Source organism: Mesorhizobium sp. LNHC209A00 (assembly GCF_000502915.1).
In the GTDB taxonomy this organism is placed as follows: domain Bacteria; phylum Pseudomonadota; class Alphaproteobacteria; order Rhizobiales; family Rhizobiaceae; genus Mesorhizobium.
Window position 1 is genome coordinate 299,765 of the sequence record NZ_AYWT01000002.1, and the last position, 26,456, is coordinate 326,220.

Sequence of the window (26,456 nt, forward strand, 5' to 3'; positions counted from 1 at the left end):
CGGTTCCCAGATGCAAAATATAGGCTTTTTCGGCTGGGATTGCACGTTTGCCGACCTTCAGGTGACAGCCTTGGCCTCTTTCTTGAGCCGCTCGATCGCCATCAGCACGCGTTCGGGTGTGGCCGGCGCGTCGAGACGCGGGCAGATCTTGTGGTCGGCGACGCTGGCAACGGCATCCGACAACGCGTGCAGCACCGCCATGCCATGCGGCAGCGGCGGCTCGCCGACCGCCTTGGAGCGATGGATGGTCGGCTCATAGGCCTGCGACCAGTCGGTCAGCGCGACGTTGAAGACCTTCGGCCGATCCGAGGCCAGCGGGATCTTGTAGGTCGAGGGCGCATGGGTGCGCAGCCGGCCCTTGTCGTCCCACCACAGTTCCTCGGTGGTCAGCCAGCCCATGCCCTGGATGAAGCCGCCCTCGACCTGGCCGAGGTCGATGGCCCGGTTCAGCGAACGGCCACAGTCGTGCAGGATATCAGCGCGCTCGACGACATACTCGCCGGTCAACGCGTCGACCGACACTTCGGCGCAGGCCGCGCCATAGGCGTAGTAGTAGAAGGCGTGGCCTTGGCCCTTGCCGCGGTCCCAGTGAATCTTCGGCGTCTTGTAGAAGCCGGCGGCCGAGAGCTGCACACGCGCGATATAGGCCTGCTTGACCAAATCGTTGAAGCTGACTTCCTGGTTGCCGACGCGCACCCGGTTGGGCAGGAACACCACTTGGTCGACAGGAATCTGGTATCTCTCGGCGGCGAAGTCGGTCAGCCGCTGGCGGATCTGGCGCGCCGCGTTCTGCGCCGCCATGCCGTTGAGGTCGGCGCCCGAGGACGCCGCCGTCGGCGCGGTGTTGGGCACCTTGGCGGTGGTGGTGGCGGTGATCTTCACGCGGTCGAGGTCGATCTGGAACTCCTCGGCCACGACCTGCGCCACCTTGAGGTGCAGGCCCTGCCCCATTTCAGTGCCGCCATGGTTCATGTGCACCGAACCATCGGCATAGACATGGACCAGCGCCCCGGCCTGGTTGGACTCGGTCTTGGTGAAGGAGATGCCAAACTTGACGGGCGTCAGCGCCAGGCCGCGCTTGACGAATCGGCTGTTGGCGTTGAACGCGGAAATCTCGCGACGGCGGCGCGCATAGCTGGCGCTCTCTTCCAGTTCCGCCACGATGCGCTGGATGATGCAGTCCTCGACCTTCTGGTGATAGGGCGTGACGCAGCGGCCGCCGATCGCCTCCATGGGGTCGTAGAAATTCAGCTTGCGGATCTCAAGCGAATCCTTGCCGACGGCGAAGGCGACCTCGTCGATGACCCGCTCGGCGCCGATCATGCCTTGCGGGCCACCGAAGCCGCGGAAGGCGGTGTTGGAGACGGTGTTGGTGTAGAGCGGCGCCGACTTGGCCAACACCGCGGGATAGAAATACGCGTTGTCGCAGTGGAACAGCGCGCGGTCGCCGACCGGGCCGGACAGGTCGGCGGAAAAGCCGCAGCGCAAGGCATAGGTGAAGTCGACGCCGAGGATGTTGCCCTCGTCGTCGAAGCCGACTTCATAGTCGATGGCGAAATCGTGCCGCTTGCCGGTGGCGGTCATGTCCTCGTCGCGGTCGAGCCGGACCTTGACCGCCCGCTTCAGCTTCTTGGCGGCGATGGCGGCGATCGCGGCGCACTGGTTGGCCTGCGTTTCCTTGCCGCCGAAGCCGCCGCCCATGCGGCGCACCTCCACCGTCACCGCGTTGCTCGGCACGCCGAGCGTGTGGGCGACCAGATGCTGCGTCTCGCTCGGCCCTTGCGTCGAACAGTAGACGATCACCTCGTCGTCCTCGCCGGGGATGGCGAGCGACACTTGGCCTTCGAGGTAGAAATGGTCCTGGCCGCCAAGCCACATGCGGTTCTTGATGCGGCGGGGGGCGGCCTCGATTGCGGCGGCCGCATCGCCACGCTTCAGGATCAGCGGCGTGGTGACCTGCTTGTCCTTGGCCGGATCGAGGTCCCAAATGTCGATGACGGCGGGAAGCTCGTCATACTCGATCCCAGCCAGGTGCACGGCGCGCCGCGCCGCCTCGCGCGTCTCGGCAACGACCGCGAAGATCGGCTGGCCGAAGAACTGCACCTTGCCTTCCGCCAGCACCGGATCGTCATGCATGTTGCTGGGCGAAATATCGTTCTCGCCCGGCACGTCGGCATAGGTCAGCACGTCGACGACGCCAGGGGCCGCGCGCACCGTCGAGAGATCGACACTCTTCAGGACGCCATGCGCCACCTTGGACAGGCCAAGACCGACATGCAGCGTGCCGGCCGGCTCCGGCATGTCGTCGATATAGATGGCGCCGCCGCTGACGTGCTTGTGGGCGGAATCGTGCCGCTGGTCGGTGGCGACGCCGCCGACGATCTTCTCGGCCTTGAGGTTTGATGGTGCGTGCTTGTTCATCAGGCCGCCTCGCTGCGTGAGACCTGGAACGGCGCCTTGGTGCCGGTGGTTTCCACGTAAAAGCGCAACAGAAGGTTCTTCGCCGCCAATGCTCGGTATTCGGCGGTTGCGCGCATATCGGTCAGTGGGGTGAAATCGCTGGCATAGCAGGCCATAGCCGCTTCTACCGTCACTTCGTTCCAGGCCTTGCCGAGCAGCGCCTTCTCGACAGAGGACGCCCGCTTCGGCGTTGCCGCCATGCCGCCATAGGCGATGCGGATATCGGCTACCGTGCCGTCGTTGGCCAAGGCCAGATAAAAGGCGCCAAGGGTCGCGGTGATGTCCTCGTCGCGGCGTTTGGTGACCTTGTAGACGGCGAACTTTGTCCCCTTTGCCGGCACCGGCACATGCACGGCCTCGACGAACTCGCCTGGCTGACGGTCCTGCTTGCCATAGGCGATGAAGAAATCCTGCAACGGGATCATGCGCCGTGTCTTGCCCCTGCGCAATGTCAGCCGTGCACCGAGCGCGATGAACGGTGGCGGCGTGTCGCCGATCGGCGAGCCATTGGCGACGTTGCCGCCGATCGTGCCCATGTTGCGGACCTGTTCGCCGCCTATGCGGTCGAACAACGGCCCCAATGCCGGGATGCGTTTCGACAGCGTCGAAAAGGCTTCGGTGTAGGTGACGCCGGCGCCAATCGATATGACCCCATTGTCTTCCGTGATGGTGCAAAGCCCGGGCAGATTGCCGATGAAGATCGCCGGCGAGATATCCCGCATCTGCTTGGTCACCCACAGGCCAACGTCGGTCGCACCCGCGACGACGGTGGCGGTCGGTTGTTTTTCGAAGACAGTCGCGAAATCGTCGGCGTCGGCCGGCACAACCAGCCGCGTCCCGCCGGCGCCGATCTCGACCCTGGCGCCGTCGCGCAATGCCTGTAGCCGTGTGGTGACTTCCCGGCGCTCCGCCGCCAAGGGGTCCTTCGCCACCTTGCCGTAGCTCGATATGGCGTGCGCGGCGCGCATGATCGCCTCATAGCCGGTGCAGCGGCAAAGATTGCCTTGCAAGGCTTTTTCGATGGCCGCGTCCGAAGGGTCCGGTGACTTCATCCACAAGCCGTAGAGCGACATGACGAAACCCGGCGTGCAGAAGCCGCATTGCGAGCCATGGAAATCGACCATAGCCTGCTGGACAGGATGCAACTGGGCTGCTTCGCCGCGCAGGTGCTCGACCGTCACGACATGGGTGCCGTCGAGCGAGCCGAGAAAGCGAATGCAGGCATTGACGCTTTCATAGACCAGTCCGGCGGCCGAAAGTCTGCCGATGAGCACCGTGCAGGCGCCGCAATCGCCCTCGGCGCAGCCTTCCTTGGTGCCGCGCAGCGAACGGTCGAGCCGCAGCCAGTCGAGCAGGGTCGCGTCAGGCGCCACGGATGACAGCGCGACATCCCTGCCATTCAGAATGAAGCGGATTTCGTTACGGATATTGACCTTGGCCATGCCTCAGCTCCCCCTGTAGGTGGAATAGCCGTAAGGCGAGATCAGCAATGGTACATGATAGTGCAGCGCCTGCGCCATGCCGAAGCGGATCGGCACGCTATCGAGGAAGGCCGGCTCGGGCAGCTTCGTTCCTTGGCCGCGCAGATAGTCGCCGGCCGCGAACACCAGTTCGTATTCGCCGGTGCGGAAGTCGGCACCGGCCAGCAGCGGCGCATCGCAGCGGCCGTCGGCATTGGTGACGACCGTCTTCAAAAGCGTGCGGGCCAAACCCTCGAGGCGGTAGAGCGCGATGGAGAGCCCCGCCGCCGGCCTGCCGGTCGCGGTATCCAGGACATGGGTCGTCAGACGCCCGCCATCGGTTTTCGATGTCTCTGCCATTGGCCGCCTCCCATTTTCCAATACGAACAAATTGGCCGGTACAATCGAACACTACAGATGAATTGTGCGCCAATTAAAGGCGATGCATAAGTCCCGGTCGAGCGGAGTGCGACAAAAACACTTTCAAAAATTTTGAGGGGAATGCGAGAAGCACCCTTTCGATATCCTGATCATACTTCCGGTGATGCCGGGCGGAGGGACGATGCGTTACACCAGGGACATGCGGGGCTACGGAGCCAATCCGCCGGATCCGAAATGGCCTGGCGGCGCGCATGTCGCCGTGCAGTTCGTCGTCAACTACGAAGAGGGCGGCGAGAACTGCGTGCTCCACGGCGACAAGGCTTCTGAAGCCTTCCTGTCCGAGATCGTCGGCGCGGCGCCCTGGGTGGGCCAGCGCCACTGGAACATGGAATCGATCTACGAGTATGGGGCGCGGGCCGGCTTCTGGCGGCTGCTGCGCCTGTTCAGCGACGAGCAAGTGCCCGTCACCTGCTATGGCGTCGCCACGGCGCTCGCGCGCTCACCCGACCAGGCCACGGCGATGCAGGAAGCCGGCTGGGAAATCGCCTCGCACGGGTTGAGATGGATCGACTACCGCGACCACGATGCCGAGGACGAGCGCCGCGACCTCGAAGCGGCGATCAAGCTGCACTACGAGGTGACCGGCCAGCGCCCGACAGGCTGGTATACGGGCCGAACGTCGATCAACACGGTGCGGCTGGTGGCAGAGGAAGGCGGCTTCGACTACGTCTCGGACACCTATGACGACGAACTGCCCTACTGGTTCGAGCATGAGGACGGCACGCAGCTCATCATCCCCTACACGCTCGACGCCAACGACATGCGCTTTGCCACACCGCAAGGCTTCAACTCGGGCGACCAGTTCTTTGCTTATTTGAAGGACAGTTTCGATACGCTCTATGCCGAGGGCAAGGCCGGCCGGCCGCGCATGATGAACATCGGCCTGCATTGCCGCCTGGTCGGGCGGCCGGGCCGGGTGGCGGCGCTTAAACGCTTCGTCGATTATGTCAAATCACACGACAAGGTCTGGCTGGCACGGCGCATCGACATCGCCAGGCACTGGCAGGAAAACCACCCCTATCAGCCGGCCGCCCTGCGCCCCTCGAAGATGGAATTCGAGACGTTCGTTCACGCCTTCGGCGGCGTTTTCGAACATTCGCCCTGGATCGCCGAGCGGGCCTACGAGCTGGAGCTCGGCCCAGCGCACGACACGGCGGGCGGCCTCCACAATGCGCTTTGCCGCATCTTCCGTTCCGCCAGCGAGACCGAACGGCTCGGCGTGCTCAACGCCCATCCCGACCTCGCCGGCAAGCTGGCCAAGGCCAAGCGACTGACGGCGGAATCGACCAGGGAACAGGCTTCCGCCGGTCTCGACGCGCTGACCGACAAGGAACGCGAACTGTTTTCCAAGCTCAACGCGGCCTACGTCACCACCTTCGGCTTTCCGTTCATCATCGCGGTGAAAGGCAAGACAAAAGAGGAAATCCTCGCCGAATTCGAAGCCCGCATCGGCAACAGCCGCGGCGTCGAATTCGAAACCGCATGCAAACAGGTCGAGCGCATCGCACTGCTGCGCCTCAAGGACATGCTTCCACAATAGGTTTGAAAAATGGATACGATCAGGATGCCCGAGCGCACCTATTATGCCCCAAAGGGCGGCCATTCCGGCCAGAGCGAACTTCTGACCGGCCGCGCCGTCTTCACCGAGGCCTATGCGGTCATCCCCAAGGGCGTGATGCAGGATATCGTCACCAGCGCCCTGCCGTTCTGGGACGAGACGCGTGTCTGGATCCTGTCGCGGCCGCTGTCCGGCTTCGCCGAGACGTTTTCGCAATACATCGTAGAGGTCGCGCCCGGCGGCGGTAGCGAGCGGCCGGAGCCCGATGCCGGCGCCGAAGGCGCCCTGTTCGTGGTCGAGGGCGAACTCACGGTTCTGCTCGACGGCATGAAACATGTGTTGCGCCCCGGCGGTTTTGCCTTCCTGCCGCCGGCCAGCGGCTGGACAGTCCGCAACCAAGGCAAGGCGGCTGTCCGCTTCCACTGGATACGCAAGGCTTATGAGGTCGTCGATGGCCTCGAGATTCCCAAGGCCTTCTTCACCAACGAACAGGAGATCGCGCCGACGCCGATGCCCGGCACAGAGGGCCGCTGGGCAACGACGCGGTTCGTCGATCCCGCCGATCTGCGCCACGACATGCACATGACCATCGTCACGCTTGAGCCTGGCGCAGTCATTCCTTTCGCCGAAACGCATGTCATGGAGCATGGGCTCTATGTGCTCGAAGGCAAGGCTGTCTATCGGCTCAACCAGGACTGGGTCGAGGTCGAGGCCGGCGACTATATGTGGCTGCGTGCCTTCTGCCCGCAGGCCTGCTATGCCGGCGGCCCCGGCAAATTCCGCTATCTGCTCTACAAGGACGTCAACCGGCACGCCAAGCTCGGCGGGGCCGGCATCGCGAAGCGGACGTCATGAGCCGCATTGTCGCGCGGACGTTGACCCGTGAGGCCTTCGCCGAATTCGGCGATGTCATCGACATGGGCGGAGACAACCACTATCCGATCAATGGCGGCAAGGCCGAGCGCTACCATGACCTCGCCACCGCGCAAGCCACGGGGCCGAATGCGCGCGTGCTGATCTCGATGGTGCGCGGCACGCCCTATGACATGCCGCTGAAGCTGACCATGGTGGAGCGCCACCCCTTGGGCAGCCAGGCTTTCATACCGCTGTCGCCGCGTCCGTTCCTGGTCGTCGTCTGCCCTGACGGCAGGGACGGGCCTGGCGAGCCGCATGCCTTCGTCACCGCACCGGGGCAAGGCATCAACTATTTCCGCAATCTCTGGCACGGCGTGCTGACGCCGCTCGGAGAGCCTCAAGACTTTTTGATCGTCGACCGTGGCGGCGACGGCTCCAACCTCGAGGAATTCCACTTCTCGCACGCCTACGAAATCCATCTCCCCAACGAGAACTCGTGATGACCGACATTTCCCTGATCGATCGCCTGCTCGAGGTCATCGAGCACGACATCGTGCCGAAGACGGCAGAAGGCGTCGCCCACGGCAACAAGCTGTTCGGCGCGGCGATCCTGCGCAAGGATACCCATTCGCTGGTACTGGCCGAGACCAACAACGAGATGGAAAACCCGCTTTGGCATGGCGAGGTGCACTGCCTGAAGCGCTTTTACGAGATGCCCAGGGCCGAGCGTGTCGACACCAAGGACGCCATCTTTCTCGCCACACACGAGCCATGCTCGCTCTGCCTGTCGGCGATCACCTGGGCCGGCTTCGACAATTTCTACTATTTGTTCAGCCACGAGGATTCGCGCGACAGTTTTGCCATCCCGCATGATCTCAAAATTCTGAAAGAGGTCTTCACCCTCGATCCCGGCGGCTACAATGCCGAGAATGCCTATTGGAAAAGTTTTTCGATCCGCGGGTTGGTGAGGGCGCTGCCCGGGGCCGAACGCCAGCGGCTGGAGGAGCGGATCGGGAAAATCTCGGCGCGCTACGATGAGCTGTCGGGTGACTACCAGGCGGGCAAGGCTGAGAACGACATTCCGCTGAACTGAGCTTCCGTCTCGACAATCGCCGCTTGGGTTACCCCCTTTATGGGGGCGAAACGCAGACCCACATACGATCTTGATGCAATCAAGACGACGTTTGGGTCTGTCGACACGCTGGCGATCACAACGTCCGCACTGCGGGATGCTGTTGGGCTGGGCTTCGATCGCGCCGGTGTGATCGAGGTGATCGAGGTGATCGACAGCCTGACGCGGAAGATGTTTGTGAAGTTGATGACGACTTTCGCGGATCATCGAGTGTGGCAGAATGTCTATCACGTGCCAGCGCGTGATGGTCTCCCCCGAAACCGGAGAAACGTTGATGCGCGGAGTCCGTCCATTCACCGTGACCTATAAGGGCGAAGCATGATCGTCGACCTATCCGCCATCGGATGGCGAGGGTGTCCATATCGGCGACGAATGGCCGCCGTTCATGCCGCGCTGCGGCGACGGCGGGGCCGGCCCCGTCAACCATCCGCCGCATACGCACGAAGCTCAAGCTGTCGCAGCGCGAGGCCGGATCCTTGTTCAAGGTCGGCGAGAACGCCTTCGACAAGTATGAAAGAGGCTTGATCGAACCGAGTGGCCCGACCATTCAATTGATGACATTGCTGGAAACATCCCGGACTGCTCGACGAATTGCGGTAGCGGCACAGGTCGCATATTTCACTGCTCCAGTCGCGAATGGCGATTGAAAGTTCTTGTGGCGCGGAGCGTTATGCATGCCATGAAAATCATCACCGAATTTCCCCGCAAGGTCGTCGAATTTCCCGATATGGGCATCGTCATGCCCGATGGCTGCCGGCTGTCGGCTCGGGTGTGGATGCCGGAGGATGCGGGCGACGATCCGGTGCCTGCCATCCTCGAGCACCTGCCCTACCGCAAGCGCGACGGCACGATCTTTCGCGATCAGCTTACCCATCCCTATTTCGCCGGCCACGGCTATGCCTCGATCCGCGTCGACATGCGCGGCAATGGCGATTCCGAAGGGCTGATGGACGACGAATATTCCGAGCAGGAACTGCAGGACGCCTGTGATGTCATCGCCTGGGCGGCGGCCCAGCCCTGGTGCAACGGCAATGTCGGCATGATGGGTATTTCCTGGGGCGGCTTCAACTGCCTGCAAGTGGCGGCCAAACAGCCGCCGGCGCTCAAGGCGGTGATCAGCCTATGCTCGACCGTCGACCGCTATGCCGACGACATCCACTACAAGGGCGGCTGCCTTTTGAACGAGAATTTCGGCTGGGCCTCGACCATGCTGTCCTATTCGTCGCGGCCGCCGGATCCGCTGATTGCCGGCGACAACAGATGGCGCGACCTCTGGATGACCCGGCTGGAGAACCAGTCGTTCCTCTTGCCGCTGTGGCTCAGCCATCAGCATCGCGACGGCTATTGGAAACGCGGTTCGATTTGCGAGGATTTCTCTGCCGTCAAGGCGGCTGTGCTGTCGATCGGCGGCTGGCACGACGGCTACCGCAACACGATCTCGCACCTCGTCACCAACATCGAGGCGCCGGTCAAGGGCATCGTCGGGCCATGGATCCACAAATACCCACACTATGCCGGCCCCAAACCAGCCATCGGCTTCCTGCAGGAAGCGCTGCGCTGGTGGGATCGCTGGCTGAAGGGGTCGGAGACCGGCGTCGAGGCCGATCCCGACTACCGCGCCTATGTCATGGACAGCGTGCGTCCCGCGCGCTGGCATCCGGAGCGGCCCGGCCGCTGGATAGCCGAGCAGGAGTGGCCATCCTCCAACATAACGATTGAAGCGCTCGAGCTCATGGCCCCGCGTGCAGGATCTTCAACCGTCGCTTCGCCGCAAACCTGTGGGCTTGCCGGCGGCGAATACTTTCCGTTCACCTTCGGACCGGAACTGCCGGGCGATCAGCGGCCTGACGATGGGCTATCGGCCTGTTTCGACCAGCCTGAGCTCACCAAGCCGATCGAGATCGTCGGCGCGCCGGAGCTTGAGGTCCAGCTTGCCTCGGATCGGCCCCAGGCCAACATCGCTGTCCGGCTTTGCGACGTCCATCCCGATGGCGCCTCGGAACTGATCTCTTATGGCGTGCTCAATCTGACGCACCGCAACTCGCATGAATTCCCCGAGGCGCTGGTCCCCGGGGAGACGATTTCGGTACGTGTCGTGCTCGATCAATGCGCCTACCGCGTGCCGGCCGGCCATCGTCTGCGCGTCGCCGTTTCGACCGCCTACTGGCCCGCTATCTGGCCCTCGCCCGAGCCGGTACGACTGACCGTGTCGGCAGCCACGCTATCGCTGCCATTGCGCCTGCTGGCAACAGGCGACGAAGCCGTTTTCGCCGAGCCGGAAGGGGCTACGCCGTGGGCGACCGAGACGGTTCGGCCCGCCAATTCCGAACGCCATGTCGACCACGACGAAAAGACCGGGATTGTCACGCTGTCGATTACGGACGACTTCGGCGAAGTGCGCGATCTCGACCACGGATTGGTCAACGGCAGCATCGCCCGCGAAACCTGGACCATCCAACCTGACGATCCCCTGTCAGCCTCGGGAAAAACACACTGGACGCAGACCCTGTCGCGAAATGGATGGTCGGTCCGCACCGAGACATGGGCGCGGATGCGGTCGGACACGCAAAACTTCATCGTCAGCGCCCGAATCGAAGCCTATGAGGGCGAAAAACTCGTCTTCGAGCGCAATTTCGACGAAAAGGTCCCGCGTGCGCTTGTTTGAGCGTTGAAATCATTGATCCAAATGCGACGTGCGATTTACGCCACGGCATGTCGCATTCGGTCTTGCTTACCGCTTTCCCTTGCGGTCATTATTGCCTTTAACAAGAAGCAAGAAAATCGACCGTAGAGTCGAACCAACAGAGTGAGGAACTCAAATGTCAAACGAACTGGAATTCCTTAGCCGGCGGGTTGCGTCCGGCAAACTGAGCCGTCGTGATTTTCTCGGCCGGGCGGCAGCGCTCGGCATCACCGCACCCTTCGCCAACGCGCTGCTTTCGAGCGCGGCGCGGGCGGCGGGTCCGGTCAAGGGCGGTACGCTGAAGGCCGGCCTGGTCGGCGGTGAATCCACCAACAGCCTCGACCCGGCGCTGATGATGACGCAGGTGCCGTTCGCCTTCGGCAAGTGCTGGGGCGAAATGATCGTCGAGCTGTCGCCGGAAGGCAAGCTCGAGAATCGCATCGCTGAAGACATCGGCTCGTCCAAGGACGCCAAGACCTGGACGCTGAAGATTCGCGACGGCGTCGAATTCCACAACGGCAAGACGGTGACGGCGGAGGACGTGGCCGCCACGCTGGAGCGCCATTCGGACGAGAAGTCGAAATCCGGTGCGCTCGGCTACATGAAAGGCATCGACACCATCAAGGCCAGCGGCAAGGAAGTGGTGCTGACGCTGAAGGAGGCCAATGCCGACCTTCCCTATCTGCTCAGCGACTATCACCTGATCGTCCAGCCCAATGGCGGCAAGGACAAGCCCGATGCCGGCATCTCGGCAGGGCCGTACGTGGTCAAGACCAATGAGCCTGGCGTGCGCCATGGCGCAGAGCGCTTCGCCAATTACTGGCAGGGCGACAAGATGGGCCATGCCGACCAGATCGAGGTCATCGTCATCAATGACGCGACCGCCCGCACGGCAGCGTTGCAGGGCGGCCAGGTCAACATGATCAACCGCGTCGAGCCGAAGATCGTCGACCTGATCAAGCGCGTGCCGGGCGTGACCATCCGCAACCACGCCGGTCCCGGCCACTACGTGTTCATCATGCATTGCAACACGGCGCCGTTCGACAACAATGACCTCAGGATGGCGCTGAAGCTGGCGATCGACCGCGAGGAGATGCTGACCAAGGTGCTGCGCGGCTACGGCTCGCTCGGCAACGACTTCCCGATAAACGCGTCCTATCCGCTGTTCAGCGAGATCGAGCAGCGCAAGTACGATCCCGACAAGGCCAAGTTTCACTACAAGAAATCAGGCCATGACGGCACCGTGCTGCTCAGGACCTCGGACGTGGCCTTCCCCGGCGCCGTCGATGCGTCCCAGCTGTTCCAGCAGAGCGCGGCCAAGGCCGGCATCAAGATCGAGCTCAAGCGAGAGCCCGGCGACGGCTACTGGAACGAGGTCTGGAACAAGCAGCCCTTCTGCGCCTCCTATTGGGGCGGCCGCTCGACGCAGGACCAGATGTACTCGACCGCTTATCTGTCTACGGCAGACTGGAACGACACGCGTTTCAAGCGCCCGGACTTCGACAAGATGGTGCTGGCGGCGCGCGCCGAACTCGACGAGGCCAAGCGCAAGCAGATGTACCATGACATGGCTGTCATGGTCCGCGACGACGGCGGCCTGATCCTGCCGATGTTCAACCAGTTCATCGACGCCACCGGCGCCAAGGTCGATGGCTGGGTGGATGATCCGCACCAGGAACTGATGAACGGCTACGCCCTGGCGAAGTGCTGGCTGCAGGCCTGAGTCCGGCTTTGCAGAGATGTCTTCACCCATCCTGAAACTCATTGCCCAGCGCATTGCGCTGGGCATCCTCCTTCTGTTGGCCATTTCGGTCCTGATCTTCGCCGGCACGCAGATTCTGCCAGGCGATGTCGCGCAAGCCATTCTGGGACAATCCGCGACGCCGGAATCGCTCGCCAATCTGCGCGAGCAACTCGGGCTGAACGACCCGGCCTATGTCAGGTATTTCCACTGGCTCGGCGGCGTTTTGACAGGCGACCTCGGCACGGCGATGTCGAGCGGGCAGGATATCGCGACCTCGATCAAGTCGCGCTTGTGGAACACGCTGTTCCTCGCCTTCTGGGCGGCGATCGTGGCCGTACCGCTGGCCATCGTCCTGGGCCTGATCGCGGTGCGCTACCGCAATGGCTGGGTCGACAAGCTGATCTCCGGGCTGGCTCTGGCCTCGACCTCCTTCCCCGAATTCTTCATCGGCTATGTGCTGGTCTATTTCTTCGCCGTGAAGTGGCAGATTTTTCCCGGCATCTCGACTGTCTACGAAGGCATGCCCTTCGGTGAGCGGATGCAGGCGATCGCGCTGCCGGCGACGGCGCTGACGCTGGTGGTGCTCGCCCACATGATGCGCATGACGCGAGCGGCGATCCTCAATGTCATGCAGTCGGCCTATGTCGAGACGGCGGAACTGAAGGGCCTGTCGGCGTTCAACGTCATCCGCAAGCACGCCTTCCCCAATGCCATCGCGCCGATCATCAACGTCGTCATGCTCAACCTCGCCTATCTCATCGTCGGCGTCGTCGTGGTCGAGGTGATTTTCGTCTATCCCGGCATGGGACAATATCTCGTCGATCACGTCACCAAGCGTGACGTGCCGGTGGTACAGGCCGTCGGCCTGATCTTCGCCGCCGTCTACATCAGTCTCAACATCATCGCGGACATAGCGGCGATCGTCGCCAATCCGCGTCTCCGCCATCCGAAATAGGGGGGCTGATATGCTCGATATCAAACGCATCCCCATCCCTGCGCTGATCGGCATTGTCCTGACGGCACTGTTCGTGCTGGCGGCGATCTTCGCGCCTTGGATCTCACCGCATGACAACGCCGAAATTGTCGGCGATGTCTGGGAGCCGATGTCGGGGGCGCATTGGCTGGGCACCGACAATCTCGGCCGCGATTTGTTGTCCCGGATGATTTATGGCGCCCGCATCACCCTTTTTATCGCGGTGCTGGCCACCGCGCTGTCGTTCTCGCTCGGCGCCATACTTGGCTTTTCGGCGGCCGTGTTCGGCGGCTGGTTCGATACGATCCTGTCGCGCCTCGTCGATCTCCTGATGTCGATCCCGACACTGATCATGGGCCTGGTGGTGCTCTCAGTGCTGCCAACCAATCTGGTGACGCTGATCCTGGTGATGGGCATTCTCGACTCGACGCGCGTCTATCGCCTGTCGCGGGCGGTCGCCGTCGACATCAACGTCATGGACTATGTCGAGGCCGCCAAGCTGCGCGGCGAAGGCAGCGCCTGGATCATCTTCCGCGAAATCCTCCCCAACGCGCTGTCGCCGCTGATCTCCGAGCTCGGCCTGCGTTTCATCTATGCGGTGCTGTTCCTGTCGACGTTGTCCTTTCTCGGCCTCGGCGTGCAGCCGCCGGACGCCGACTGGGGCGGCATGGTGAAGGAGAACAAGGACGGCATCGTGTTCGGTATCGGCGCCGCGCTCATTCCCGCAGCCGCGATCGCAGCGCTGGCGATCTCGGTCAATCTTGTGGCCGACTGGGTCCTGAACCGCACGACAAGCCTGAAGGGAGGACGCGGATAATGGCCGACGGCAAGGCAAAGTCCACCCCTCTGCTCGACATCCGCAATTTGCGCATCGAGGCGACGGTCTATCCGCCAGGTGAGGCGCCGAAGAACATCGTGCTTGTGCACGATGTCTCGCTGACGCTGGAGAAGGGCAAGGTGCTCGGCCTGATCGGCGAATCCGGAGCCGGCAAGTCGACCATCGGCCTGTCGTCCATGGGCTATGGCCGTGGCGGCGTGCGCATCACCGGTGGCGAGGTGCTGCTCAACGGCCGCGACATCCTGAAGGGCGGCAAGGAAGGTTTCCGCAAGCTGCGTGGCCGCGAGGTCTGCTATGTCGCGCAGTCGGCGGCGGCCGCTTTCAACCCGGCGCACAGGCTGATGGACCAGGTGGTGGAAGCCACGCTGCTGCACGGGACGGCGACACGGGCGGAGGCCGAGAAACGCGCGGTCGCGCTGTTCAAGAAGCTCAGCCTGCCGAACCCGGAAGCCATCGGCGAACGCTTTCCGCACCAGGTGTCAGGCGGCCAGCTGCAGCGTGTCATGACAGCGATGGCGCTATGCTCGGAGCCTGACCTGATCGTCTTCGACGAGCCGACCACGGCGCTCGACGTGACGACTCAGATCGACGTGCTGGCGGCGATCAAGGACGCCATCCGCGACACCCATGTGGCGGCGCTCTACATCACGCATGATTTGGCCGTCGTCGCCCAGGTCTCGGACGAGATCATGGTGCTGCGTCACGGCCGGCTGGTCGAATGGGGCGGCACCCGCCAGATCATCAAGGAACCGCGCCAGGAATACACCAATGCGCTGGTTTCGGTGCACGAGATCGAACATGCCGAGCAGAACCCCGGCACCACACCATTCCTGTCGGTCAAGAACGTCACCGCCGCCTATGGCGGCGGCCAAGTCAAGGTGCTGAAGAACGTTTCGGTCGATATCTATCCCGGCCAGACACTGGCGGTGGTTGGCGAATCCGGCTCCGGAAAGTCGACGCTGGCGCGCGCCATAACCGGACTTTTGCCACCCGAGCAAGGCACCGTCACGTTCGACGGACGCCCCTTGGCCAACCGGCTTGCCGACCGGCCGAAGGAGGACTTGCGCCAGCTGCAGATGATCTATCAGATGGCCGATGTGGCGATGAACCCGCGCCAGACCGTCGGCACCATCATCGGCCGGCCGCTCGAATTCTATTTCGGCATGCGCGGCAAACAGCGCGATGCCCGCGTCGCCGAACTGCTCGACAAGATCGAAATGGGCAAGGGCTTTGTCGACCGTTACCCGGCCGAGCTTTCCGGCGGCCAGAAACAGCGTGTCTGCATCGCCCGCTCGCTTGCGGCAAAACCCAAGCTGATCATTTGTGACGAGGTGACCTCGGCGCTTGACCCCTTGGTGGCGCACGGCATCCTGAAGCTTCTGCTTGAACTGCAGAAGGAGGAGAACGTCGCCTATCTGTTCATCACCCACGATCTGGCGACGGTGAAGTCGATCGCGGATTCGATCGCTGTGATGTATCGCGGCGAGGTGGTGCGCTATGGTTCGAAAAGCAAGGTGCTGACGCCCCCCTTCGATGACTATACCGACCTTCTCTTGTCATCGGTCCCGGAGATGGAGATCGGCTGGCTGGAAAAGGCGATCAAGGGGCGGCGCATGGCCAGCGCGGGGAACTAGCGCAGTTCGACACGCGCTTTAAGCGGCCGGGATTCGACAAGATGCTGTTCACCGCGCGCGGCGAGCTGGACCAGGACAAGCGTAAGGCGATCCACCACGACATGGCGGTCATGATGCGCGACGAAGGGGCCGGATCGTGCCCTTCTTCAACCAGTTCATCGACGCGGCCGCCACCAACAAGATCAGCGGCTGGGTCAAGAACCCGATCGGCGAAATGATGGATGGGTATGCGCTGGGAGAATGGTGGCTGAACGCCTGACATCTGTCTCATATTGAAAAGCGCCGCGTGTCGAACGACACGCGGCGCATCGTTTCAACAGACAATCGCATGGAGCACCCCGTGGCGATCCAATCCAAGCTTCTGCTGATCATCCTCGATGGCGTTCCCTACCGCAACTGGCGCCGGCTGATGGGCAATCTCGAGGGCTGGGTGCAATCGGGCGAGGCGCGGGTGTGGAAGATGCGCTCGGTGCTGCCGTCGACCTCTGCCTGTTGCTATGCCTCGATCCACACCGGCGTGTCGCCGCAGGTGCACGGGATCCTGTCCAACGAGAACCGGTTCCGCGTCGGACAGCCCGATATCTTCTCGGAAGTCAGCAAGGCCGGCGGCAGGACCGGCGCGGTCACCCACTCCTACTGGTCGGAATTCTTCCGCTCCTACCCGTTCGACCTCATCGAGGACATGGAATATGACGAGCCCGGCGGACCGATCACGCATGGCCGCTTCCACACCATGACCGGCTACAATCTCAAGAACCAGATGACGCCGAGCGATGTCGACCTGTTCGCGACGCTGACCATGCTCACCCGGCGCCACCGCATCGACTACGGCATCCTGCACACTTGCACGCTGGACTCGATGGGCCACCGCTTCGGTCATGACTGCCACGAGATGGACCAAGCCTGCTACGCCATGGACGGCATGCTGGCGGCCTTCCTGCCGGGCTGGATCGAAGCCGGCTACGAGGTCATGGTCACCGCCGACCATGGCCAGACCGACCGCGGCCACCATGGCGGCCATGACGACGAGATGCAGGATTTCGCGTTGTATCATTTCGGACAGGGCAAAGGGCCGGAAGCCGATACGCTGCTCGACCAGTTGCAACTGGCGCCGACGGTGTTGAGCCGGCTGGGCGTGCCGGTGCCGGCGACCATGAAGGCGAAGGCTTTTCTCACCTGATCGAGCGGCTGGCGCCTACCCTCATCCGCCTGCCGGCACCTTCTTCGCGTAAGCGGGACGAAGGGATGCTCTGGCAACCGCCCAGATCTTCGGTTAGCCTCGCAAAATTCCTTGGCGGAGGATGAACCTTTTTGGACCGATCGGCGACAGAGCAGACAGGAGCCAGGCGGCTCGACCGGCCATGACAGCGGCGACGGAGACCGATCGCGCGCTTGTCGACCGGGTCGCGAAGGGCGACCGGGCCGCCGTGCGGCTCCTGTTCATGCGTCACCACGCGCGGGTCTACCGCTTCGTGGCGCGCCAGACAGGATCGGAAATGATGGCTGACGATATCGCGAACGAGGTGTTTCTCGAACTGTGGCGCCAGGCGCCGGGTTTCGAAGGGCGGTCCGAAGTCTCGACATGGCTGCTCGGCATCGCCCGCTTCAAGGCGCTGTCATTGCTGCGCAAGAAGAAGGAAGACTGGATCGACGACGAGGCCGCCGCCGCGGTGCCCGATAGCGCCGACACGCCCGAGGTCGTCACCATGAAGGAGGATAAGGCCGCCGCCTTGCGCCGCCTGATTGACGCCCTGCCCGAGGAGCACCGCACGGTGATCGACCTCGCTTATTATCAGGGCCAATCGGTGACCGAGATCGCCGAGGTGCTCGACATTCCGGTCGCGACCGTCAAGACCCGCATGTTCTACGCCCGCAAGAAACTCGGCGAAGCCCTGAAGGCCGCCGGTTACGACAGGGGGTGGCCATGAGCGCCGCTGAAAAGATGTCGCGCCGCGACGAAATGGAAACGCTGCTGCCGTTCTACCTGAACGGCTCGCTGGAAGGTTCGGATCTGGAAGCCGTCGAAGAATGGCTGGCCAACGATCCCTCGGCACTTGCCGCGCTTGGCGAGGCGGAAGCCGAGTTCTCCGGCACGTCGGCGGCCAATGAAGCGATCCGCCCGCCGGCCGATGCGCTCAGCCGCTTCGCCAAGGCGCTGGACGCGGAGGCCGGGCCTGCACGCGGGCCGGCAGGATCGTCCTGGCTGGCGCAGGCCTGGGGCCGTTTCATGGCGGTGCCGGTCGGCGTCGCCTGGGCGGCGGCCGCGGTTCTGCTGGCGTTGATCGCGGTGCAGTCGCTGGTGCAGCCCGGCGGCAAGGGCGGCAATTTCGAGATCGCCGGCGCACAAGACGATCTGGCCAAATTGCCGTTTGCGCTGGTCAAGTTCAAGCCGGAAGCCAGGATGGCCGACATTGCCGTCTTCCTCGACGCCAACAAGCTCAAGATCATCGGCGGACCGACCGCCGACGGCGTCTTCAGGCTCGCCATTCCGGCGACGACAGCCGCCGACTACGAGAGGGCGCGCAGCCTTATTGCCGCCCAGCCTTTCGCCGAGACTGTGATCGAGGGAAGGAAACCTGTTGATGGCGGCTGAGGCGGTCATTCGATTTGCGGCTATCCTTGCGGCGGCGATGACAATCGCCGCCGTGCCTGCGTCGGCGCAGACCAACGACGGTAATCCCGAGCGGGCCATAATCGATTGCAGCAACGAGGCCAATGCAACGGCGGCCGACTGCCTCAAGGACGGCGGCGCCACCGAAAACGGGGCGGGCACGGCCCAGGCCAGCGCCGTTTTTCTGCCCGCCTTGATCGTCGACCTTTTCCCCAATCCGGCCGCCCCTCCCGCGCCGGTGCCGACACCGCGGCCGAAGCCCGCGACTTCCCCCGGGGGCAACCAGGCCGGCCCGCCAGCAAGTGGACCGATCGTCTCGCCGACCGATCTCATCGCCGTCCAGTCTCGGCGCGCCGTGACCGGGGACTTCGTGCCGGACGAGGTGCTGGTGACGGTCGATGGCGATGCCGGCGCCGTGCAGCAGATCGCCGCTTCCTTCGGCCTAGAAGTGCGCTCGCAGCGCCAGTCCCGGCTGCTTGGCGCCACTTTGGTGCGTTTCGGCATTCCCGATGGCCGCCCTGTCGGCGTGGTGCTGGCGCAGCTAGCCGGCGACGGCCGCACGCGGCGCCGCGAGCCCAACCACATCTACTCGCTGCAGCAGGCGGCCGGCATCGTCAACTATGCCTTCGACCGCATCGCGCTCGACGCCAAACAGGCCAGCGGCGAGAACGTGCGCGTCGCCGTCATCGATACCGGCATCGACGATAGCAATCCGGCGCTTGCCGGGGTCATTGCCGCGCAGTTCGATGCCATGCCGGACGTGCCGATCGAAAAGCGCGACCACGGCACTTCGATCGACGGTCTGATTGCCGGCGTCGGCCAGCTGGAAGGCATGGCGCCGGGCGCCAGGATTTACCATGCGCGCGCCTTCGAGGGCGGCAAGTCGACCATGGACGTCATCTTGTCGGCGCTCGACTGGGCGGCGGACCAGAATGTCAGCATCATCAATATGAGCTTCGTCGGGCCGAAGAACGACCTGCTCGGTACTGCCTGCCGCAATGCACGGGCGCTTGGCATGGTGTTGGTGGCGGCGGCCGGCAATAACGGGCCGAAAGCGCCCTATGGCTATCCGGCCGCCTTTGACGGCGTCATCGCCGTGACGGCCACGGATGCCAAGGACGGCCTGATGCCGCAGGCCAATCGCGGCGCCTATGTGTTCATCTCGGCGCCGGGCGTCGAGATGGTGGCGCCGAGCGGCGGCGGCTCGGACGTCGTCACCGGCACCTCGTTTGCCGCGGCAATCGTCAGCGGCGCCATCGCCAACCTCATCCATGCCACGCCCGACCGCTCGGCCGACGACATCGAGAAGGCGCTTGCGGCGACCGCGAAGGATCTCGGGCTTAAGGGGCGCGACAATGATTTCGGCTACGGCCTGCTGGACCTCAAGGCTGCGGGGACGGCGAAGGAATAGCCCGCGACGGCTCAGGCCGCGCTTTGCTGGGACGAAGCAGGAACCAGAACGCGGCGATGTGCGTAATCATCAGCAGCGGCACGTAGATGATCGGGATCGCATAGGTGGCTCCCAACTGCTCCGCGTGCTCGGGAAGTCCGGCCTGGATGGCGTGGTAATAGTCGACAACGAGGTCGGCCATTCCGACGAGATTGAAGGCGACGATGAATGCCCAGAAGAGCGGGCGAACTCTGACTGTCAGCAATGCCAGTATGGCCAGCACTCCGGTGGCGAAGTCTCCATAGGCGGCGAACATGGCGAAGCCGGCAGGCAGATTGGGGCCGACGACTCCCGGAAGCAGGAAGACGAGCCCGAAGAAGCGGAAACTGTGCAGCGTGGCAATGGCGCGTTGCGTCGCCATCCGATCCAGCGAGTCCAGCCATGGCAGGCCATAAGCACCGAAGCAAAGCAGCCATGCGACATAGCCCAGGACGAGCTGGATCTGGAACAGCATCTGCGTTGACATCGGTTTCCTCTCAACAGGTGGCCGTGCGGTCCTGCGCACTTCGATCGTTAGCTAAGACTGCTTTCATGGTTCGGCCATCCGCTGTAATCAGAACAGCCTATGAAGCAGAGCTACACAATCCGGCACGGTGCGTTAGACGGGGTCGAGGTGTTCCTGGCCGTCGCGCGGCATCGTAGCTTCCGCCGTGCCGCGGCCGAGCTGGCGGTGACGCCGTCCGCGGTGAGCCAGGCGGTCCGCGCGCTGGAAGCACGCATTGGTGCGGCCCTGTTTGCCCGCACGACCCGAAGCGTCGGCCTTACCGAGGCTGGCCAGCGGTTCCTCGACCGAGCCGGACCTGCCTTCGAAGAGATCATGGCCGCGGGCGAGGTCGCCCGCGATGTCGGCCAGCGGCCGACCGGGCTTTTGCGACTGTCCGTGCCCCGCGCGGTCGTGCCGCTGATCCTGGAACCGATGATCGCGTCGTTCTGCCGGACCTATCCCGAGATCGAACTGGAGATCGCCGCCAGCGACGAGATGGTCGATCTCGCCGCCGGCGGATTCGATGCCGGCGTCCGGCTAGGCCAGTTCATCGCGCCCGACATGATCGCGGTGCGGCTGACGCCGCCATTCTCCTTCGTGGTCGTCGGCAGCCCGGACTATCTCGAGCGCCACGGCCAGCCCGAACAGATTACCGATCTGCGCCACCACGCCTGCCTGCGCCTGCGCCGCGCGAACGGCGCCGTCGCGCCCTGGTCCTTCGTCGACGGCAACGGGGCTATCGAGGCGGTCGTCTCGGGCCCGCTGATCGCGCATGACTATCCAACCTTGCTAGGGGCCGCGATCCAAGGCGTCGGCCTGGCGCAGACGCCTCGGCCCGTCGCCGACGACGCAATAGAACAGGGAAAACTCAAACCGGTGCTGGAGGACTTTGCCGGCGCGACACCGGGCGTCTTCCTTTATCATCCTGGCAAGCGCCAGGTCCTGCCGAAGCTGCGCGCCTTCATCGATCATCTTAAGCCCGCGGGCCGAGACAATGGGTAGAGGCAGCGAAGAAGTCGTTCCAGCAATTGACCCTACTGGCGGTGGTCAGGCCGGCGCGCCGGCGACCGATCCCCTGACCACCAGGTCGACCGGCCAGACCTCGCCGCGCGCGCCCTCCTCAAGTCCCGATATCCGTGCCGCGAGCCGCTCGGCGATGCGTGCGCCGGCCAACCGGATCGACGACCGCGTCGTCGACAGCGGCACGGAAAAATTCTCCGGCTTCAGCCAGGGAAAAACGTCGTCATGGGCAATCAGCGAGACGTCGCCGGGAATGCTGAGGCCAAGGTCGCGCACCGCGCGCACGACGCCGAGCGCCATGATCAGGCTGGAGCAGGCGATTGCCGTCGGCGCGCCGTCCTGTTCGAGCAGGCGCCGGGCGGCGCGATAGCCGTTCTCCTCGGTCATGACGAGTGAGCAGACATGGCGATCGTCCAATGCCAGGCCACTCGCGGCCAGCGCCCGGCGCAGGCCGCGCTCGCGGTGGATGGCAAAGGTCTCGCGGTCGTCGCCATTGATCAGCGCCAGCCGCCGGTGGCCAAGCTGGACGAGCAGCCGCGCGGCCTCGTGGAAGGCGCCTTCATTGTCGATGTCGAGATAGGGATAGTCGAAATCGAAACCTTCGCTTCGGCCATGGACGATGAAAGGAATGCCGAGCGTATTGACCAGCGCCACGCGGCTGTCCTGCGGCCTTGGCGAAGAGATGTAGACGGCATCGACCTGCCGGTTGGCGACGATGCGGCGGTAGGTCGTTTCCTGGTCATCGGCATCGGTCGGTGACAGGACAAGATCGAGCTCATGTGATCGGGCATAGTCGCCAAGACCCGACAGGAATTCGACGAAATGGGGATCGATGTCGACGGCCGCACCCGTCGGCAGGACGTAGCCGATCATTCCGGACTTGCCGGTGGCCAGCCGGCGCGCACTCGGATTGGGTCGATAGCCGTGGCGCTTGGCGGCGTCCATGACACGCCCGCGGGTTTCCTCGTTGACTTCGGGATAGCCGTTCAGCGCCCGGCTTACCGTGGTCTGGGAAAGCGCCAGCATATGCGCGAGTTGCTTGAGGTTCACGAGAGGCCTCCCTGCCTCAAAGCGCTTTTAAATTGAATCGACCCAACGCCACAAGTGCATGGCGAATGCCGCCAGGACCATAAGCGTGCCGGGGCCCGGTTTGAAACGAAAATTGCTGCTGCAGTGCCGAAAAAGCATGTTGCGGTGCAAATCTTGGGCCATGGCGGGCGGCGACTAAATCGATTAGTTCCTGCTCCCCCTTGACTCTCGCCCGATTCAGTGGCGAGATCAACAAAGCCAAAGCGCTTTGGAAGACTGTACTAAAGGTTGCGGTTCCCTTGCGACTGAGTCACAGTCCCGCGGCGTCGGCGGGGCGGAATGGAGGTTCCGTCCGGTGTGTATGACCCACTGGGAGGAATACCGATGAAGAGAATGCTTTTGCTGGGTGTTGCGTCTGCCGCATTCGCCCTGAGCGCGCCCGCGCATGCCGAACTGAAGTTCAAGCCGGGCGAGGACAAGCGCTTCAACTGGGCGAATTACGAGGACCTCAAGAAAGTCGATCTCAAGGGCGAGACGCTGACCATCTTCGGACCGTGGCGTGGCGAGGACGAGACGCTTGTCCGGTCGGTACTCGATTATTTCTCCGAAGCCACCGGCGCGGAGGTCAAATATTCCTCGTCCGAGAATTACGAGCAGCAGATTGTCATCGACACGCAGGCCGGCAGCCCGCCCAACATCGCGGTCCTGCCGCAGCCTGGCCTCATCCAGGACCTTGCTTCCAAGGGCGTGCTGACCCCGCTCGGCGACGACGTCGCAGCCTGGGTCAAGGAGAATTACGCCGCCGGCGACTCCTGGGCCAAGCTCGGCACTTACAACGGCAAGGACGGCAAGCCAGGCTTCTATGCCTTTCCCTACAAGATCGACGTGAAGGGGCTGGTCTGGTACTCGCCCGACAATTTCGAGGAAGCCGGCTACAAGGTGCCGAAGACGCAGGAAGAACTTGCCGAGCTCGAGAAGAAGATCATCGCCGATGGCGGCAAGCCGTGGTGCATCGGGCTTGGTTCAGGCGGCGCGACGGGCTGGCCGGCGACCGACTGGGTCGAGGACATCATGCTGCGCACGCAGACTCCCGAAGTCTACGACAAGTGGGTGAAGAACGAGATTCCGTTCAACGACCCGGCCGTGGTCAACGCCATCGACATCTTCGGCAAGATCGCCACGGACGACAAGATGGTCGACGGCGGCGCCAAGGCCGTCGCGGCGACCGACTTCCGCGACAGCCCGAAGGGCCTCTTTACCGTACCGCCGAAATGCTACATGCACCATCAGGCGTCGTTCATCCCCTCCTTCTTCCCGGAGGGCGTGAAGCTTGGCCAGGATGCCGACTTCTTCCCCTACCCGCCCTACGCCGCCAAGCCGGAGCTCGGAACGCCGCTGGAAGTCGCCGGAACGCTGGTAATGATCACCAAGGATTCCAAGGCATCGCGCGAATTCATCAAGTTCCTGCAGATGCCGCTCGCGCATGAATTGTGGATGGCACAGAAGAGCTTCGTCACGCCCTTCAAGGGGGCCAACAAGGACGCCTATGGCAGCGATGCGCTGAAGAAGCAGGGCGAGATCCTGGTCGGCGCCACGACGGTGCGCTTCGACGGCTCCGACCTGATGCCCGGCAAAGTCGGCGCCGGCTCGTTCTGGACCGGCATGATCGACCTGGTCGGCGGCAAGTCCGCGCAGGACGTCGCCACCGACATCCAGAAGAGCTGGGACGCCATCAAATAGGCCGCTCCGGCGCGACCTAATCCTTCCTCATCTTGCTACTGGATCCGGGCTACGGCCCGGATCCGACCGGCGGGGCACGCCGGAAGCTTCGCGTTTCGATTGTTCCGAATAACTGAAAGTCGGTGCATCGGTCGCCAGCATCGCTGGCCGGTCATGCGCAGGGAGAGGGACCCATGGCGGCTCAGATTTTCTCGGCAATATTCGTCATCATCATCGGCGTCGGCGGCTGCGTCGCCTATTTCTGGGGCGCCAACAAACTGCTTGACCTGATCTTCCCCGCGCGCGGGGTGTCCGGAACGGCCGCCGTCAACAATCTGCGCCGGCAGGGATTGGTGCGGCCTTGGTTGTTCGTGGGTCCGGCGCTGATCATCCTGACCATCTACCTGGTCTATCCGGTAATCGCGACGCTGTGGCTGTCCTTCTTCGATCGCGGCGGCACGAGTTTCGTGGGATTCGCCAACTATGAATGGGCGTTGCGCGATCCGGATCTGCGAAACGCCATCCGCAACAACATATTGTGGCTGGCGGTGGTGCCGGCGGCCTGCACCTTCCTCGGCTTGATCATCGCCGTGCTCACGGACAAGATATGGTGGGGAACGATCGCCAAGAGCCTGATCTTCCTGCCGTTGGCCATCTCCTTCGTCGGCGCCAGCGTGATCTGGAAGTTCATCTACGAATATCGTGGCCAAGGCCAGATCCAGATCGGCCTTCTCAACGCCATCATCCAGTATTTCGGCGGCCAACCGCAGGTCTGGATATCACTGCCGTTCTGGAACAACTTCTTCCTGATGGTCATCCTGATCTGGATCCAGACCGGCTTCGCCATGGTCATCCTGTCCTCGGCGTTGCGCGGCATCCCCGAAGAAACACTGGAAGCCGCGGTCATAGACGGCGCCAACCCGTTCCAGATCTTCTGGAAGATCATGGTGCCACAGATCTGGGGCACCATCGCGGTGGTATGGACCACCATCACCATCCTGGTGCTGAAAGTGTTCGACATCGTCCTGACCATGACCAACGGTCAATGGAACAGTCAGGTGCTGGCCAATCTGATGTTCGACTGGATGTTCCGCGGCGGCGGCGATTTCGGCCGCGGCGCGACCATCGCCATCATCATCATGATTGCCGTCATTCCGATCATGGTCTGGAACATCCGCCAGGCCAACAAAGAGACGGGAGGGCACTGAGATGGCCGTCGCGACCGGAAATTCCTTCGCCAGCCGTTTCGGCGTCCATATCGCGGTGCTCGTCTTCGTGGTGATCTGGACCATCCCCACGCTCGGCATCCTCGTCTCGTCGCTGCGCGACAAGGACCAGATCATCGCCTCGGGTTGGTGGAATTCCTTCGCCAGTTCCAGCCAGACAGAAGCCGGGCGACTGCCGGCCGCCTCCACACAAGTAGAAAAGGACGGCAAGTTCGTTCTCCAGGGCAACATCTTCGGCGACGGGGCCAAGCGCGCGATAAGCGCCTTCGGCGTCAAGGCGGCGGCACCGACGCAATATCCTGCCGGCACATCAGCCGATCTCGGTGACGGGGTGACCCTGCGGCTCAACGCGGACGGCAGCTTCGTCATGGCCTCGCCAAAGGCGTTCGAGGGCGACCGGGGCCAGCGCGTCTACTACGCTTCGTCGGCGCCGCCGAAATTCACCACCGACAATTATCAGACCGTGCTGTTTTCCGAAGGCATCGGCCGCTCCTTCATGAATTCGCTAACGGTCACCATCCCGGCGACCGTCATCCCGATCCTGATCGCGGCCTTTGCGGCCTACGCACTGGCCTGGATGCGCTTTCCAGGCCGCGCGCTCCTGATCGCCGTCGTCATCGGCCTGCTGGTGGTGCCGCTGCAGATGTCGCTCATTCCGCTCCTGAAGCTCTACAACGGCGTCGGCACGTTCTTCGGCGTGCCGTCCAAGACCTATCTCGGCATCTGGCTGGCGCATACCGGCTTCGGCCTGCCCTTCGCCATCTATCTCTTGCGAAGCTATATTGCCGGGCTACCGCGCGAGATCATGGAATCGGCGCGCATCGACGGCGCCAGCGATTTCGAGATCTTCGTCAAGATCGTGCTCCCGCTGTCCTTCCCGGTGCTTGCCTCCTTCGCCATCTTCCAATTCCTGTGGGTATGGAACGATCTCCTGGTGGCAATGGTTTTCCTCGGAACGGCGCCCGATCAGATCGTGCTGACGGCCAAGCTCAATGCGCTGCTTGGCTCGCGTGGCGGCAACTGGGAGATCCTGACGACATCGGCCTTCATCACGATCATCGTGCCGCTGATCGTCTTCTTCTCGCTGCAGCGTTATTTCGTCCGCGGGCTGCTGGCCGGCTCGGTGAAAGGAGGTTGAG

24 protein-coding genes and 1 pseudogene are annotated in these 26,456 nt (G+C 63.3%); 20 read left to right on the plus strand and 5 right to left on the minus strand.

The window, feature by feature from the left end; genetic code table 11:
- Window positions 1–57: 57 nt before the first annotated feature.
- Genes xdhB through uraH form a run of 3 tightly spaced genes read right to left on the minus strand, consistent with a single transcriptional unit; the run spans window position 58 to window position 4,280 of the window.
- A complete protein-coding gene (gene xdhB, locus X739_RS161135; protein WP_023793004.1) occupies window positions 58–2,421 on the minus strand; it encodes a xanthine dehydrogenase molybdopterin binding subunit in 2,364 nt (787 codons plus the stop codon).
- Entirely contained in the window at window positions 2,421–3,902 is a 1,482-nt protein-coding gene (xdhA, locus tag X739_RS161130; RefSeq protein WP_023793006.1) for a xanthine dehydrogenase small subunit, read from the minus strand. Before xdhA ends, xdhB begins: the two co-directional genes overlap by 1 nt.
- 3 nt (window positions 3,903–3,905) lie before the next feature.
- The gene (uraH, locus tag X739_RS161125; RefSeq protein WP_023772379.1) at window positions 3,906–4,280 is read right to left on the minus strand and encodes a hydroxyisourate hydrolase; all 375 of its coding nucleotides are present in this window, start codon (window positions 4,278–4,280) and stop codon (window positions 3,906–3,908) included.
- Window positions 4,281–4,482: 202 nt separating this feature from the next.
- Between uraH and puuE the strand changes: the two genes are divergently transcribed.
- From puuE to X739_RS161055, 16 genes and pseudogenes are all read left to right on the plus strand, one after another.
- On the plus strand, window positions 4,483–5,901 hold the full coding sequence (gene puuE / locus X739_RS161120; protein WP_023793009.1) for an allantoinase PuuE: 1,419 nt from the start codon (window positions 4,483–4,485) through the stop codon (window positions 5,899–5,901).
- 9 nt (window positions 5,902–5,910) lie between these two features.
- Complete coding sequence (locus X739_RS161115) at window positions 5,911–6,774, plus strand: bifunctional allantoicase/(S)-ureidoglycine aminohydrolase (RefSeq protein ID WP_023772377.1); 864 nt, start codon at window positions 5,911–5,913, stop codon at window positions 6,772–6,774.
- Window positions 6,771–7,274, plus strand: a complete 504-nt coding sequence (locus tag X739_RS161110) for an ureidoglycolate lyase (protein ID WP_023772376.1) — start codon at window positions 6,771–6,773, stop codon at window positions 7,272–7,274. Before X739_RS161115 ends, X739_RS161110 begins: the two co-directional genes overlap by 4 nt.
- A complete protein-coding gene (locus X739_RS161105; protein ID WP_023793012.1) occupies window positions 7,274–7,867 on the plus strand; it encodes a nucleoside deaminase in 594 nt (197 codons plus the stop codon). Before X739_RS161110 ends, X739_RS161105 begins: the two co-directional genes overlap by 1 nt.
- Window positions 7,868–7,906: 39 nt before the next feature.
- Window positions 7,907–8,215 (plus strand): type II toxin-antitoxin system MqsR family toxin, encoded by a 309-nt coding sequence (locus tag X739_RS161100; protein ID WP_023793014.1) that lies wholly within the window; start codon window positions 7,907–7,909, stop codon window positions 8,213–8,215.
- 44 nt (window positions 8,216–8,259) lie between these two features.
- On the plus strand, window positions 8,260–8,553 hold the full coding sequence (locus X739_RS1000000167050) for a type II toxin-antitoxin system MqsA family antitoxin (protein WP_245273781.1): 294 nt from the start codon (window positions 8,260–8,262) through the stop codon (window positions 8,551–8,553).
- 32 nt (window positions 8,554–8,585) lie between these two features.
- Entirely contained in the window at window positions 8,586–10,571 is a 1,986-nt protein-coding gene (locus X739_RS161095) for a CocE/NonD family hydrolase (protein WP_023793017.1), read from the plus strand.
- Window positions 10,572–10,725: 154 nt separating this feature from the next.
- The gene (locus tag X739_RS161090; protein ID WP_023772373.1) at window positions 10,726–12,312 is read left to right on the plus strand and encodes an ABC transporter substrate-binding protein; all 1,587 of its coding nucleotides are present in this window, start codon (window positions 10,726–10,728) and stop codon (window positions 12,310–12,312) included.
- Window positions 12,313–12,328: 16 nt separating this feature from the next.
- On the plus strand, window positions 12,329–13,288 hold the full coding sequence (locus X739_RS161085) for an ABC transporter permease (protein WP_023772372.1): 960 nt from the start codon (window positions 12,329–12,331) through the stop codon (window positions 13,286–13,288).
- Between the two features lie 10 nt (window positions 13,289–13,298).
- Window positions 13,299–14,123, plus strand: a complete 825-nt coding sequence (locus X739_RS161080; protein WP_023772371.1) for an ABC transporter permease — start codon at window positions 13,299–13,301, stop codon at window positions 14,121–14,123.
- The gene (locus X739_RS161075) at window positions 14,123–15,778 is read left to right on the plus strand and encodes an ABC transporter ATP-binding protein (protein WP_023772370.1); all 1,656 of its coding nucleotides are present in this window, start codon (window positions 14,123–14,125) and stop codon (window positions 15,776–15,778) included. Before X739_RS161080 ends, X739_RS161075 begins: the two co-directional genes overlap by 1 nt.
- A gap of 8 nt (window positions 15,779–15,786) precedes the next feature.
- A pseudogene (locus X739_RS1000000167635) lies at window positions 15,787–16,037 on the plus strand (peptide ABC transporter substrate-binding protein); the annotation flags it as partial.
- A gap of 81 nt (window positions 16,038–16,118) precedes the next feature.
- Entirely contained in the window at window positions 16,119–16,958 is an 840-nt protein-coding gene (locus tag X739_RS161070) for an alkaline phosphatase family protein (RefSeq protein WP_084056131.1), read from the plus strand.
- 181 nt (window positions 16,959–17,139) lie between these two features.
- Window positions 17,140–17,706 carry a sigma-70 family RNA polymerase sigma factor gene (locus X739_RS161065; protein ID WP_023772366.1) on the plus strand — a complete coding sequence of 189 codons (567 nt, stop codon included), beginning with the start codon at window positions 17,140–17,142 and terminating at the stop codon, window positions 17,704–17,706.
- The gene (locus tag X739_RS161060; RefSeq protein WP_023793022.1) at window positions 17,703–18,371 is read left to right on the plus strand and encodes a hypothetical protein; all 669 of its coding nucleotides are present in this window, start codon (window positions 17,703–17,705) and stop codon (window positions 18,369–18,371) included. The genes X739_RS161065 and X739_RS161060 overlap by 4 nt, the downstream gene beginning before the upstream one ends.
- Complete coding sequence (locus X739_RS161055; RefSeq protein ID WP_023793024.1) at window positions 18,361–19,800, plus strand: S8 family serine peptidase; 1,440 nt, start codon at window positions 18,361–18,363, stop codon at window positions 19,798–19,800. The genes X739_RS161060 and X739_RS161055 overlap by 11 nt, the downstream gene beginning before the upstream one ends.
- Here X739_RS161055 and X739_RS161050 read toward each other — a convergent pair.
- On the minus strand, window positions 19,772–20,305 hold the full coding sequence (locus tag X739_RS161050; RefSeq protein WP_023793027.1) for a membrane protein: 534 nt from the start codon (window positions 20,303–20,305) through the stop codon (window positions 19,772–19,774). The genes X739_RS161055 and X739_RS161050 overlap by 29 nt on opposite strands.
- Before the next feature lie 99 nt (window positions 20,306–20,404).
- Here X739_RS161050 and X739_RS161045 point away from each other — a divergent pair, with 99 nt between their 5' ends.
- Window positions 20,405–21,325: a LysR family transcriptional regulator gene (locus tag X739_RS161045; protein WP_023793029.1), complete on the plus strand. Its 921-nt coding sequence runs from the start codon at window positions 20,405–20,407 to the stop codon at window positions 21,323–21,325.
- Window positions 21,326–21,370: 45 nt separating this feature from the next.
- On the opposite strand, the gene X739_RS161040 is transcribed toward X739_RS161045, so the two are convergent.
- Window positions 21,371–22,393, minus strand: coding sequence for a substrate-binding domain-containing protein (locus X739_RS161040; protein WP_023793031.1), 1,023 nt, complete (start codon window positions 22,391–22,393; stop codon window positions 21,371–21,373).
- 363 nt (window positions 22,394–22,756) lie between these two features.
- Between X739_RS161040 and X739_RS161035 the strand changes: the two genes are divergently transcribed.
- The 3 genes from X739_RS161035 (at window position 22,757) to X739_RS161025 (ending at window position 26,455) form a co-directional block, all read left to right on the plus strand.
- On the plus strand, window positions 22,757–24,112 hold the full coding sequence (locus X739_RS161035; RefSeq protein ID WP_023781746.1) for an ABC transporter substrate-binding protein: 1,356 nt from the start codon (window positions 22,757–22,759) through the stop codon (window positions 24,110–24,112).
- Between the two features lie 173 nt (window positions 24,113–24,285).
- Window positions 24,286–25,299 carry a sugar ABC transporter permease gene (locus X739_RS161030; RefSeq protein ID WP_015314337.1) on the plus strand — a complete coding sequence of 338 codons (1,014 nt, stop codon included), beginning with the start codon at window positions 24,286–24,288 and terminating at the stop codon, window positions 25,297–25,299.
- A 1-nt stretch (window position 25,300) separates the two neighbouring features.
- Complete coding sequence (locus X739_RS161025; RefSeq protein ID WP_023772362.1) at window positions 25,301–26,455, plus strand: carbohydrate ABC transporter permease; 1,155 nt, start codon at window positions 25,301–25,303, stop codon at window positions 26,453–26,455.
- Window position 26,456 lies beyond the last annotated feature (1 nt).